Annotated in this window: 12 protein-coding genes and 1 tRNA gene; 8 read left to right on the plus strand and 5 right to left on the minus strand. The window is 31.1% G+C overall.

Annotation, left to right across the window (positions count from 1 at the left end; all coding sequences use genetic code 11):
* Positions 1 to 59 precede the first annotated feature (59 nt).
* The 5 genes from ACQH1W_RS00165 to ACQH1W_RS00185 all read right to left on the minus strand — a co-directional run bounded on the left by ACQH1W_RS00165 (position 60) and on the right by ACQH1W_RS00185 (position 4,386).
* Complete coding sequence (locus ACQH1W_RS00165; RefSeq protein ID WP_341762013.1) at positions 60 to 791, minus strand: coenzyme F420-0:L-glutamate ligase; 732 nt, start codon at positions 789 to 791, stop codon at positions 60 to 62.
* Positions 772 to 1,008 (minus strand): hypothetical protein, encoded by a 237-nt coding sequence (locus ACQH1W_RS00170; protein ID WP_341763062.1) that lies wholly within the window; start codon positions 1,006 to 1,008, stop codon positions 772 to 774. Before ACQH1W_RS00170 ends, ACQH1W_RS00165 begins: the two co-directional genes overlap by 20 nt.
* 129 nt (positions 1,009 to 1,137) lie before the next feature.
* Entirely contained in the window at positions 1,138 to 3,321 is a 2,184-nt protein-coding gene (locus tag ACQH1W_RS00175; protein ID WP_375332871.1) for a hypothetical protein, read from the minus strand.
* Complete coding sequence (locus ACQH1W_RS00180) at positions 3,318 to 4,091, minus strand: hypothetical protein (protein WP_375332872.1); 774 nt, start codon at positions 4,089 to 4,091, stop codon at positions 3,318 to 3,320. The genes ACQH1W_RS00175 and ACQH1W_RS00180 overlap by 4 nt, the downstream gene beginning before the upstream one ends.
* Before the next feature lie 61 nt (positions 4,092 to 4,152).
* Positions 4,153 to 4,386 carry a hypothetical protein gene (locus ACQH1W_RS00185; RefSeq protein WP_375332873.1) on the minus strand — a complete coding sequence of 78 codons (234 nt, stop codon included), beginning with the start codon at positions 4,384 to 4,386 and terminating at the stop codon, positions 4,153 to 4,155.
* Positions 4,387 to 4,920: 534 nt separating this feature from the next.
* On the opposite strand from ACQH1W_RS00185, the gene ACQH1W_RS00190 reads away from it, so the two are divergent.
* The 8 genes from ACQH1W_RS00190 (at position 4,921) to ACQH1W_RS00225 (ending at position 12,483) form a co-directional block, all read left to right on the plus strand.
* A complete protein-coding gene (locus ACQH1W_RS00190; RefSeq protein ID WP_375332874.1) occupies positions 4,921 to 6,423 on the plus strand; it encodes an Npt1/Npt2 family nucleotide transporter in 1,503 nt (500 codons plus the stop codon).
* A 97-nt stretch (positions 6,424 to 6,520) separates the two neighbouring features.
* Positions 6,521 to 6,596, plus strand: a tRNA-Phe gene (locus ACQH1W_RS00195).
* Between the two features lie 157 nt (positions 6,597 to 6,753).
* Complete coding sequence (gene lpxD / locus ACQH1W_RS00200) at positions 6,754 to 7,782, plus strand: UDP-3-O-(3-hydroxymyristoyl)glucosamine N-acyltransferase (RefSeq protein WP_375332875.1); 1,029 nt, start codon at positions 6,754 to 6,756, stop codon at positions 7,780 to 7,782.
* Between the two features lie 123 nt (positions 7,783 to 7,905).
* Entirely contained in the window at positions 7,906 to 8,340 is a 435-nt protein-coding gene (gene fabZ / locus ACQH1W_RS00205) for a 3-hydroxyacyl-ACP dehydratase FabZ (protein WP_341762023.1), read from the plus strand.
* Between the two features lie 2 nt (positions 8,341 to 8,342).
* Positions 8,343 to 9,161 carry an acyl-ACP--UDP-N-acetylglucosamine O-acyltransferase gene (gene lpxA / locus ACQH1W_RS00210; RefSeq protein ID WP_341763068.1) on the plus strand — a complete coding sequence of 273 codons (819 nt, stop codon included), beginning with the start codon at positions 8,343 to 8,345 and terminating at the stop codon, positions 9,159 to 9,161.
* A 1-nt stretch (position 9,162) separates the two neighbouring features.
* A complete protein-coding gene (locus ACQH1W_RS00215; protein WP_341763069.1) occupies positions 9,163 to 9,990 on the plus strand; it encodes an LpxI family protein in 828 nt (275 codons plus the stop codon).
* A 526-nt stretch (positions 9,991 to 10,516) separates the two neighbouring features.
* Positions 10,517 to 11,875, plus strand: a complete 1,359-nt coding sequence (locus ACQH1W_RS00220) for a PleD family two-component system response regulator (RefSeq protein WP_341762026.1) — start codon at positions 10,517 to 10,519, stop codon at positions 11,873 to 11,875.
* 104 nt (positions 11,876 to 11,979) lie between these two features.
* A complete protein-coding gene (locus tag ACQH1W_RS00225) occupies positions 11,980 to 12,483 on the plus strand; it encodes an RNA pyrophosphohydrolase (protein WP_375332876.1) in 504 nt (167 codons plus the stop codon).
* Positions 12,484 to 12,506: the final 23 nt, after the last annotated feature.

The raw sequence follows: 12,506 nt of genomic DNA on the forward strand, positions 1-12,506 counted from the left end.
TAATAATCTTATTTTTCAACGCACATTAACCCATTTACTAGGTCATTATTGCACGCTTTTTAACTCACCCATTTCGCCGATTTTAATAATGGACCATATAAATCTTCTTCCATACTAATGACAATGCTAAGTTTTTCCTCTTCCGATGGAGGTCTGTCAAGAAAGGTTAGACGGGGAGCATCCTTAATAATAGTTATAGGGGTTTGTTCATTGCCTTCCCCCATAACAAAAACAGCTGCTCCTGCTAATGAATCTAATATATTAATTTGTGTGACATTTAAAGATTGATTATAAATATCATGCTTACCAATATAGGAATATAATGGGCTAAAACCACACCAACCAAGAGCAATCCCAGTTACACCTCGTCTCATAATAGTTGTATGACTATCGGTTATAACAATTCCTAGATCGCAGATATTATGTGTACTGCACAAATATTGCCAAATCCAATAGGCTGTTTTCTGAACATCTTGAGGATATAATACATAAACACCATCGGCATTAGATTCATCAATACCCGCAGATGGAATTAGCAAGCCATTTTTTAGAGTTAAATAAATATCATATCTATTTTCTTCTGTCTCTAATATTTGATCTGCCTCTTGTAGAATTAATGTATATTTATCAATATCACCTTTTTTAACAAACCTTCCCTCTAATACACTAATTACTTTTGAAGTTATAGCTACAACATCACCTTCTTTTAAATCCGCAATATATTGAGTCAATATAGTTTGTAATGACTCACCATATTGGATTTTATGAGTCTTAATAGCATGAATTTGCATATAACTCCATCCCATCAAGAAATTGCCAAAGTAATTTAGCCCCCTTCACAGCTCCATAATGTACTTGTTTTTGTTCTATGTTATTAAGTTTGTTAATCAGCTTAATAAGTTCATTGGTATGCCATATATCAGTTTTTGCATGGACAGCGAAAAATTCTAAGGTTCTTATATCTTTAAAATGTATTTTAAATTGGTAAATCTTAGTATTGTCAGACATATAAAAGCAATTTATCAGTTACTATAAAAAGCTAGGCATATTTTTAGCAAAATTTAGCTTTCCCCCTGCTTTTGAAGGGTCTCCACTCCGTATCAACTAATACATGTAACTGGAGTAGGTTACTCGACTTTATTTTGGCTTTACATAATAATTATAAGGAGTTAATAGAGTATATTTATTATTTTTATAATATTTATGCAACATGATAAAAGCTTCATAAGATGATTTTGGGGCATTATGACATTTTTTACTCATCTTTACACATAAATGCAGCATCTCAGGAATAAAATCTTTATCTTTAAATTTATTGTAACTATCAATACTTGAATGACAAAAATAATCCACTTTATTAGAAAGATTTTTCTTGAAAAAAGACCATTCTTTTTTAGCTAGTTCTTTATCTTCTTTTGTTAAAAATTCCCCATAATTATTTAGATCAAAATTTGCTAAATCCTGGTCATTCCACCAATTCTCACTATTCATACTCAATTCTGTTAAATTTAGATCCTTTTGATAATAAGAATCGTTGCGCCATAAATATGATTTGATAAATATATTTAAACCAGGAGAACGCATTATAATCAGGTGAGCTAATTTCTGTTTAACTTCTAAATTTTTCTCAGATAAAAATCCATTAATAACATCATTTAATTCCGGATTTAATTTCACCAAAAGAGAAGATATATTTTCAGCTTCTGATATTTCTCCCAATAATATATAGCGTGTCCAAGCACTAGCAATTAGGCGTTTCTTTAACCATTCTGGTATATTACAATCTAGGCCTTCAGTAAGCATTTTAGTAGGGACATTTTCAATGAGATTGTTGCTCTGTCCTATTATATCCATAATTTTTCCTGAGATATCATTCGCATATTCTATTGAGGAATCAGTATACATATATAACACAGGTTGTACTATGTAAGTTAAATACTCATGGTAATTTTTTGCAGCATATGAACGTAAGTAATTAAATAAATTTACTTCATAAGGTGCTAAATTAGGAATTTTTAAAACTTTTGTTGTAATATCATCCAATAGTTTGTAATTTTTTTCAGATAAGGCAAGTTTGGCTAAATAATATTGAGTTAATATGTATCCTTGCGTATTTTCAGTAATTTCTTGTGCTTTTTGGATAACTTTTTGAGCTTCCTGCGATTTAATATCTGATAATTTGATCTTTTTTAAAGATAGTATCAGCCAAGGTAATGAATTATAGTTTTGCCATTTTTTATATGTATCTAAAAAATTATCTTGAATATAAAAATAATTTGCCCATTCTAAAAATGGGTGGTTAGTAATCAGCCCATTTTTTATAGTATGATCATTATAATCTGATACTAAATATCTAAAATCATTATAATCTTCTGACCTTATCTCTTTGGAGATTAATTGTTCAGAGAGTTGTATTACTTCTTTATTTATATCTTGTTTAATTATAAAATATTTTAATAATTTATCTATTTCAGCTTTAAAAGGTGATGTATTAATTAAAGGTTGTAATTTTTTATATAATACAAAAAAATCATTATTATCTTTATTTTGATATTTTATTTGCCTAAAAAGAGAACGAAATATTAAATAAAGAGCTAAATCTTTATATTGAGAATCACTCTCTGATATTTTGGTAAATAATTCACTACTAGTATCATAATGCATAGCATAGAAATAAGCTGAAGCAAGTTGGTAGTTATAATCATCTAATTCTTCTTTTGTTGCATTTTCTGACAAAATAGTAGGTAGTATTAATACGTTCTGATCACAGTTATTAAATACTTTATTTTGGTTAGATACCCATTGTTTTATTTGAGAAGCATTATATTTCTTGCTTTTATCATTAAATAATTCTACAGCAAAGGTAAAAGCATTGTTCAAGCAATTCTCAAAATAGAAACTAGTTTGCACCTGATTTTCTTTGTTGCTAACTGATTTATATGACGAAAGATAGTTTTCTTCATTAACTATTTTATTGCTATTTTCTCGCCATATATTTTGTGAGTTAATTTCTTCATTTATTGGTTTAGATAAATTATCTAGGTTTTCTGTAGTAGGTGGATTATTTGATAAATAACGATATGCTAGAATTAGCCCTAGCAGATTAGTTTTATCAGGCAATATTGCTATGGAATCTCTAGCAAAGGTCTTTAATATTCCTTCTTGTCTTAAAGGTATGGTTATATCAAAGATATCTTCTTCATACGGGAAAGACCTTGTTTCGATTGTAGTCATACAAGCTAAGCTAATATGCATGAAAAAGGTGATTAATATTAGAGTGCCTGCATAAATCAGTTTAGTTGGTGTGTTCTTAGATTTCATAATTGAACATTTTTTATAATTTTATAATATGTTTCTTTATTCCATTTATCTTTATTAAATACAAAGACTTTAAAGCTTGTTGGTACAGTAAGCACATCACCTGCCATAAGGCCAATATAATTTTGACATTTTTTGCTACGCCAATTTTTATTATCAGTAAAAAATTTTTTTACTCGTCTTATATCTTGATTTTCTTTTCTGCCTTGATACACCATTGGCACGGCATATTCTATTGAAAGTTTATCTATCCAATTATCAAACATACACCATGAAGATAAGGCAGTAATAGAAATTTTCCTATTGTTTTTTACTAATGTTTCAATTAGTTGAGAGTAAATTTTTCTTTGATTATAAGTGGCATCAAAATCTAATTGTATCAGTTGTCCAGGTTTAGATGCAGATAAAATAATATTACTTAGATCAGTTAAACTTTTTGCGTCTAATTTTCCTTTTGCTTTCATTTCTAAACGAAAAACTGGAATAATAAAACTATTAGCTGAGGTTGTAAGAGTATTTGTTCTTGGTATAATTTTTATCTTATCTAGGTCTATATAGATGGTAGCTATTAAGGATGCAACGGCTGTATTATTATCAATAAATAATAAGTCATCTGATCTATGCCAACTCCATAGTGTTAGATTAGGTACTTTATTAGAAAGAAAAATTTTATAATACAAAGCTATAGTTAATGGGAATATTAAAATAATTACCAAATTCTTATATGATAAATTTGGTATATATCGAACTATAAGTTCTAAGGCTCTTAGCATAGCAATTATCTTTTAAAAAAAATTAAATATTTTTATCTGTATTTTATATCAATAAAAAATATTATTGATTAACAACAAATAAGCGTTTTTGTTGAATAAGCTTATGACAAACTTCAAATAATTTACACATACAAGCTACAATTAGCTTAACTTTTTGCTCTTTTATTAAGTTTATAAATTCTTCATGACCTGATTGCTCATTTAAAAAACAGTGATATATTGGTTTATTATTTAGCATATATACACATATATCAAGCCATTTTTTACTTACACCTAGACCTATTATTTGATTCATAGTATAATTTCCTTCATCTTATTGTACAAGGCTACTGCATTGCAGCATCTTCTACAATTTGTTCAAAGCAAACTTAACGATAAGAGGGTACTTATTCTATGCACGACTATTTCAGTCTAGCTCTTATCAAGTTACCCTCTTATAACTACTTATAATAACCTGAATTCGATGTAACAAGTTACATCGAATTCAGTATTATATATAGAAACAATCAGGTTTGAAGCGGCTGCCCACCTGATTGTTAAAATATAACACTCCATTCAATATGTGATTTTAACAATTAAAATCACATATTGAATGATGAAAAAAGTTAAAATGCACCCGCGTCAGCCGCTTCAAGAGTGCATTTTTCCTTATAACAAAGCAAGTATCGATATAAGAATTATTAATTCTTATATCGAACTGAGGTTATAATATGTTTTTAAGATATAAGAACCTATAATTAGACCTATCTAGCAAAAGATAATCATTTCGTTTGACTTTTCTTGTATATATCTGTATAAGTCCACTGACTTATAATAATAATAAAATAGCATGAATAAGGTAGAAAATAATAGTTATTTCTCAGAAATGAGAAGAGTGGTTTGGCCAATTGAATGGCATGAAAATAAGAAATTCTTGCCTATGGCTGGCATGATGTTTTGTATCTTGCTAAACTACTCTACCCTCAGGTCTATAAAAGACGGGTTCGTTGTAACATCTATTGGTCCTGAAGCAATAAGTTTTGTAAAAACCTATGTTGTTTTACCAATGGCAGTACTATTTATGGTTGCTTACGTAAAGCTTTGTGATATGTTAAAACAAGAAAATGTTTTTTATGCTGTAACTAGTTTTTTTCTTGCATATTTTGTCCTATTCACTTTTGTCTTATATCCTTACCCAGAGTTAGTGCATCCTAATCCCAAAATAATCGATGCATTGAGTAATGAATATCCAAATTTTAAGTGGTTTATTAGGGTAATTGGTCAGTGGAGTTTTGCCATCTTTTATGCTATGTCAGAACTTTGGGGAAGTATGATGCTTAGCTTATTGTTTTGGCAGTTTGCTAACCAAATTACTAAGACCGAAGAGGCAAAACGCTTTTATTCTATGTTTGGTATGCTGGCAAATTTATCTTTACCAGTCACTGCATTAATACTTGCCTATTTTTTAAGCAAAGAAACTCAAATAGTTTCAGAAGATCTGAAATTTATTCCACTGCTTCTTATTATGATATTTAGTGGTCTAGTCATCATGTTATTGTATAGATGGATGAATCAACATGTTTTAACCGATCCTACTTTATATCAGCCAACAAGTAAAACAAACAAGAAAAGCAAGGTTAAATTGTCTCTTGGTGAAAGCTTTAAAATGATTTTTACTTCAAAATATTTAGGACTTATTGTCTCGTTAATCTTAGCCTATGGGGTGTCAGTAAATCTTGTGGAAGGTGTATGGAAGTCAAAAATTCGACAACTATATCCAACTAAAGAAGAATATACCATGTATATGGGGCAATTTCAGGCTTGGCAAGGTGTGACAGCTATATTATTTATGATTGTTGGCAGTAACATTTTAAGAAGGGTTTCTTGGTTCACAGCTGCTATGATTACTCCTGTGATGATGTTAATTACCGGTATTGCTTTTTTTGCCTTTATTTTCTTTGATAGTACTATTGCAATGTATATTACTGGTCTACTCACTTCTGGACCTTTGGCAATAGCAGTGATGATTGGGATGATTCAAAATATTTTAAGTAAGGCAACAAAATACTCACTATTTGACGCTACCAAAAATATGGCATATATTCCTCTTGATAAAGATCTTAGAACCAAAGGGCAAGCGGCAGTAGAAGTTATAGGTGGTAGGTTTGGTAAATCTGGTGGTGGTATTATCCAGTCAACATTCTTTATCTTGCTTCCTTCTTTTACCTTCGTTGAAGCTACGCCTTATTTCGCTGGCATATTTTTTGTTATTGTAATATTGTGGATATATGCAGTTAAAGCACTTAATAAGGAATATCAAGTTCAGATATCTAATGCCAAATCCGAAAGTTAGTTGTAACGAAATTAGATTTATGAGACTACAACGCGAATTTGGGATAAGAATTAACTAATTCTTATCCCAAATTGGGGTACAATAGGTCTGTTCATGCGGCTAGATAGCTCAGTTGGTAGAGCAAAGGACTGAAAATCCTTGTGTCGCCGGTTCGATCCCGGCTCTAGCCACCATCTCTATGATAAATCCCTTATACTATACTTCTAAATTGTATAATAACTATTATACAATAATGAACAATATTCTGAAATATAAATTATTGTAAGAAAACTTGAGTATTTTCTAACTGGCGTTTATACTATTGCCATTATTTTGTAAAATTAAATAACCATGATAAACGCACGTTTTTATAAGAAATCTGCTCCTTATAAATTGTCAGAAATTGTAAAATTAATAGATGCTGAGATAGTATACTCAAATGATTTGTTAATCCATAATGTTAAGTCATTAGAAGAGGCTGATGTTGGTGATATAAGTTTTTTAATTCATAACAAATATATTATTCAATTCCAAAACACTAAAGCTTCATGCTGCATAGTCCCAGAGGATTTTTCGCACGAATCTAATAATGGAACAATTTTATTAAAAACAAAAAATCCGTATTTTGCTTATGCAAAATTAGTAGATTTATTTTATAGTAAAGCAAAAACTTATCCTAACAAAATTATGCCTTCTAGCTATATTGCAGATTCTGCTATTATAGGAAAGAATTGTTATATAGGACATAATGTTGTTATTGAAGATCATGTGGTAATAGGTGATGATTGTGTTATAGAATCTGGGACGAGTATAGATTTTGGAGTAGTAATAGGTAATAGAGCGTTAATACACTCAAATGTTTCAGTAAGTTACAGTATAATAGGTGATGATGTGGTAATATTAGCGGGAGCGAGAATTGGACAAGATGGATTCGGTTTTGCAACAGATAAAGGAATTCATAAGAAAATTTTGCACACTGGTATGGTAAAAATAGGTAATAATGTTGAAATAGGTAGTAATACTACTATTGATAGAGGATCGATAAATGATACAATAATAGAAGATTTTTGTAGAATAGATAACTTAGTGCAGATAGGACATAATGCTATAATAGGACGGGGGTCAGTTATTGTTGCCCAAGTAGGTATAGCAGGTAGTACTAAGGTAGGAGCATATTGTGCTTTAGGGGGGCAGTCAGGCATATCCGGACATATAGTATTAGGCGATAAAGTCCAAGTAGCAGCCAAATCTGGCGTGATAAAAGATGTTGCACTAGGAGCTACAGTTGGTGGATATCCTGCAGTACCAATTAGAGATTGGCATAAACAATCAGTAATTATGAAGCAACTTGTAAACAAAAAAATGAGTTTAGATAACTAAAAAATCTATGTTTTAAGAATTTAAGATAATAGCATGTCGTTCTTTAAATGATTACAAGCTCGATTTAAGATTTGCTGACCTAAAAATGAAATAGCTTACAGATAAGAAAGAGGAATGTATATAATGACAATTAATATTATAGAAATAATGGAAATGCTACCTCATCGTTATCCATTTTTATTAATAGATAAGGTACTAGAATTTAAGCTTCATGAGTCTATTGTTGGTATCAAGAATGTTACTTTTAATGAGCCGCAATTTACTGGTCATTTTCCTACAAAACCAGTAATGCCTGGTGTACTAATTATTGAGGCTATGGCTCAACTATCTGCTATTTTAGTAGCCAAATCAATGGACTTCAAAGATAAAGATGTTTTCTTTATGACTATTGAAGAGGCAAAATTTCGTAAAGTTGTTGAGCCAGGTGATACATTACATATTTATGCTAAAATAGAACAAAATAGAGGCTCTGTTTGGAAATTTTCAAGTAACAGCAAAGTTAATGATCATATAGTTGCAGAGAGCAAATTTACTGCAATGGTTAAAAATAGGAATTAACAATGACCTTATCAGCTATACATGCAACTGCCATAATAGACACAAAGGCTTCGATTGGTAAAAATGTCAGAGTCGGTCCTTTTTGTACTGTTGGGCCGAATGTGGTTTTGGCGGATAATATTGAGTTAAAATCGCACGTAGTTATAGAGGGAAAAACAAAAATTGGTGCTAATACAGTTATATATCCATTTGCTTCTATTGGTCAGCCCCCTCAAATACTTAAGTATGAGGGAGAAGAGTCAGAGGTTATCATAGGTAATAATAATACTATTAGAGAATATGTAACTATTCAAGCCGGTAGTAAAGGTGGTGGTATGGTTACCTCTGTAGGTAATAATTGTTTATTGATGGTTGGAGTGCATATAGCACATGATTGTATTGTGGGTAATAATGTAATTCTTGCTAACTATGTTAGCCTAGCTGGTCATGTTAAAGTTGATGATTATGCCATTATAGGAGGTCTTTCTGCTGTTCTGCAATTCGTACGTATAGGACAACATTCGATGGTGGGTGGTATGTCTGCAGTGAGCAAAGATGTGATTCCATTTGGGCTAGCTACAAATGAAAGGGCATTTCTTGAAGGAATAAACTTAGTTGGGATGAAAAGACGTGGCTTTGATAATCAGGAAACGCTTGATACTATAAAAGCCGTAGATGAGATTTTTATTGGCGAAGGTATTTTTACTGATAGAATTGAGATAGTTTTAAAGCAATATAAAGGTAATCCTATTGTAGAACAAATTATCACTTTTATAAAACAGGATCTTAGTAGAGCATTTTGCCAGCCAAGACAAGTTGAACATGATAAGGTAAGTAAGTAAAATGTTGCAAATATACCCTTTAAAGCAAAAGAGTATAGTTGGCATTATAGCAGGAAATGGCTTATTGCCAATTTCACTCGCCAATAGTTTCATTAAGCAAGGCGGGCAATGTTATATCGCAGCTTTGGAGGGAGAAGCAAGCCCGGTATTGTATAAGGATTTTACCCACCAATTTTTTAAAATCGGTATGGTTAAGCCAATAATTGAATATTTTCGTAAGTATGATGTAAAAAATATAATTCTTGCTGGTAGTGTAAATCGTCCTAATTTGCGGTCAATTAAAGTAGATTTAATGGGATCAAGGTTACTTGCACGCATATTGAAACAAAAATTTTTAGGAGATGATAAACTTCTTAGTATAGTGATAGATTTCCTAGAAGAAAAAGGGTTTAAAGTAATTTCTAGTTATGAAATATTAAGAACAAATAATGATGTTATGACCATAGCTGTTCCATCTAAAATAGATAACACAGATATTGAACTGGGGATAAAGCTATTAGATAGTATCGGATATCTTGATGTAGGACAGTCAGTAATTGTTGATAATGGGTATATTATAGGTATTGAAGCGGCTGAGGGTACAGATAATTTAATAGAAAGATGTTCATATTTACGTAAAAATTCTATAGGTGGTGTACTTATTAAAATGATGAAGAAAGATCAAGATACTAGAATTGATATACCTACAATAGGAGCAGAGACAATAAGTAACTTAGCTAATTATGGTTATAAAGGATTAGCCATACAGAAAGATAAAGTGATTATTCTAGAGATAGAAAGAACTATTGGACTCGCTAATGAATGCGGACTTTTTATTAAACTTATTTAGTGTATCTATACTCAAATGATCAGGGGAATTTAAAAGTCCCAACTAATGATAGAAAAGTTTGTTTTTTAAAATGCATAAATGTCTATTAGCGAGGAGCCGCAAAGCGGCGACGTGGCAATCCAAAAGTTGCAGTGGCAAAAAATAAAACAGCGAGCTGTTTATTTGGATCGTCACGCCACTTTGTGGCTCGCGATGACAACTATTTATTTCTATAATTTAGTATTTCCTATCATTAGTTGGGACTTTTAAATTACCCTAAAAATTGCAGTAACTGATTTTCTTGACAAAACAGTACAAAAAATTCAGAATAAAATTCTTTCGCGTATAAATGATAATTTCTAGGCTAGAATACCAAATTTTATTGATATTTGAAACATTTTCTTCAAATTATTTGAGTAATATTACTTAGTGCTATGAAAAATTCATGCTACAATAAAAAAAAATTTTTTCCAAGAAACATGAGACCTATTACAAAATTCACTTATGTGTAAGGATTTGAAGAGTCTGTAGAAAAATATATTACTTTATGACAGCCAATGTACTAGTAGTTGATGATATAGAATCAAATGTTAAATTACTGGAAGCTAAACTTTTAGGAGAATATTATACAGTCTTTACTGCCAATAACGGCAAAGATGCATTGAATGTTCTTGCCCTTAATAGAATTGATATTGTATTACTTGACGCCATGATGCCTAATATAGATGGATTTGAAACCTGCAAACGAATTAAGTCTAATCCTTACACTATTCATATACCAGTGATTATGGTTACGGCTCTTTCTGATACTGAGGATCGCATAAAAGGTCTTGAAGCTGGAGCTGATGAATTCTTAACAAAACCTATTGATGACACTGCTCTTTTTGCAAGGGTACGATCTCTTGCTAGAATGAAGGCGGTTATTGATGAACTCAAGCTTAGAAACACTACTAATGCTGAATTAGGTGGTGACGTCATAGAGGTAAAAGATAATTTTTCAGATAGTAAAATACTTTTAGTTAACGATGATATAGTGCAGGCAAGAAACATAAATAAAACGCTTCTCAGCCTTACCCCCAATATCAAAATAATATCTGATATCAATGAATTGAAGAAAGATAGCGAATATATCCCGGATTTAGTAATTATCAGCTGCCAATTAGAGCAAGGAGATCCTTTAAGAATAAGCGTAATGCTACGGTCTGATGCTAAATTCCATGATACGGTACTCATATTACAAGCTGAAGAAGAAAATACATCGATAGTTATCAAAGGTTTAGAGCTGGGTATTAATGATTATTTTACATACCCAGTAGATAAAAACGAGCTATTAGCTAGAATCAGAACTCAATTGAAAAGAAAACATTACCAAGATACTTTACGCAATGATTTAGAGTTAAGCGTAAATTTGTCGATCAAAGATGGTTTGACAGGCATATTTAATCGTCATTATTTTGATACACACATAAAGCAAATGGTAAAAAAATCTACTGATAGCAAAAGACCTTTATGCTTACTTATGTGTGATATTGATCATTTTAAGCAAGTTAATGACACTTATGGTCATCAAGCAGGAGACATAGTGCTAAAAACCATTGCTAATGTTCTGAAGAACATTTTTAGGGTTACAGACTTGGTTGCTAGATATGGCGGAGAGGAATTTGCTATCCTTTTAAATGACATAACGATTGACGAAGCTATGTATATAGCGCAGCGGGCAAGAACAAGAGTGGAGTCTATCGATTTTAAAGTTAAAACGCAGAAAGATCCTATTAAGAAAACTATCTCCATAGGAGTAACTGAATACAAAATTGGGGAATCTATTAGTGATTTTATAGAACGTACCGATAAAGCTCTGTATCAAGCAAAGGAGGACGGAAGAAATAAAGTGATAAGAATAATTTAGATACACAAATGAAGATTCATCAGGTATACTAGACTTATTGTAAAACTAGCTTATGAGAGGGTAATTCTTAAAGAAGTCTACCTTTCATATAAAAACCTAAAATCATGAAAAATGAAACTATTTGTAAATGTTATCGTGAATTGCCATATAGACCAAGTGTAGGCATGATGATAATAGATAGTGCTAATAGAGTATTTGTTGGTAAAAGAATAGATACCAAAATACCAGCTTGGCAAATGCCTCAAGGTGGTATAGATCTAGGAGAAACACCTAGTGTTGCTGCCCTTAGAGAAATGTTCGAAGAGATAGGTTGTAATAAAGGCTATATTATTGCAGAAAGCAAATATTGGTATAGTTATGATGTACCTAAAATTTTAATACCTAAATTATGGGGTGGTAATTTCCGAGGTCAAAAACAAAAATGGTTTCTAATTAGGTTTACCGGTACTAACGAAGATATTAATATTAATACTTGTAACCCAGAGTTTGAGGAATGGCGTTGGGCTAAGTTTGATGAGTTATTATCAATTATAATTCCCTTTAAACGCAAGCTTTATAAAGCTGTAGTTAAGGAATTTGCCCCTATCGTTCATGATATAGTCAATTGATGAGAATTTGGTGATGTCGTCTT

Source organism: Candidatus Tisiphia endosymbiont of Stenodema calcarata (assembly GCF_964030695.1).
Lineage (GTDB): Bacteria > Pseudomonadota > Alphaproteobacteria > Rickettsiales > Rickettsiaceae > Tisiphia.

What these genes read in the sequence shown, in the direction of transcription:
- ACQH1W_RS00215 (WP_341763069.1), top strand. Translation starts at nt 9,163, where the DNA reads ATGTTGCAAATATACCCTTTAAAGCAAAAGAGTATAGTTGGCATTATA.
- ACQH1W_RS00185 (WP_375332873.1), bottom strand. Translation starts at nt 4,386, where the DNA reads ATGAATCAAATAATAGGTCTAGGTGTAAGTAAAAAATGGCTTGATATA.
- ACQH1W_RS00180 (WP_375332872.1), bottom strand. Translation starts at nt 4,091, where the DNA reads ATGCTAAGAGCCTTAGAACTTATAGTTCGATATATACCAAATTTATCA.
- ACQH1W_RS00165 (WP_341762013.1), bottom strand. Translation starts at nt 791, where the DNA reads ATGCAAATTCATGCTATTAAGACTCATAAAATCCAATATGGTGAGTCA.
- ACQH1W_RS00190 (WP_375332874.1), top strand. Translation starts at nt 4,921, where the DNA reads ATGAATAAGGTAGAAAATAATAGTTATTTCTCAGAAATGAGAAGAGTG.
- lpxA (WP_341763068.1), top strand. Translation starts at nt 8,343, where the DNA reads ATGACCTTATCAGCTATACATGCAACTGCCATAATAGACACAAAGGCT.
- ACQH1W_RS00170 (WP_341763062.1), bottom strand. Translation starts at nt 1,008, where the DNA reads ATGTCTGACAATACTAAGATTTACCAATTTAAAATACATTTTAAAGAT.
- ACQH1W_RS00175 (WP_375332871.1), bottom strand. Translation starts at nt 3,321, where the DNA reads ATGAAATCTAAGAACACACCAACTAAACTGATTTATGCAGGCACTCTA.
- ACQH1W_RS00225 (WP_375332876.1), top strand. Translation starts at nt 11,980, where the DNA reads ATGAAAAATGAAACTATTTGTAAATGTTATCGTGAATTGCCATATAGA.
- ACQH1W_RS00220 (WP_341762026.1), top strand. Translation starts at nt 10,517, where the DNA reads ATGACAGCCAATGTACTAGTAGTTGATGATATAGAATCAAATGTTAAA.
- lpxD (WP_375332875.1), top strand. Translation starts at nt 6,754, where the DNA reads ATGATAAACGCACGTTTTTATAAGAAATCTGCTCCTTATAAATTGTCA.
- fabZ (WP_341762023.1), top strand. Translation starts at nt 7,906, where the DNA reads ATGACAATTAATATTATAGAAATAATGGAAATGCTACCTCATCGTTAT.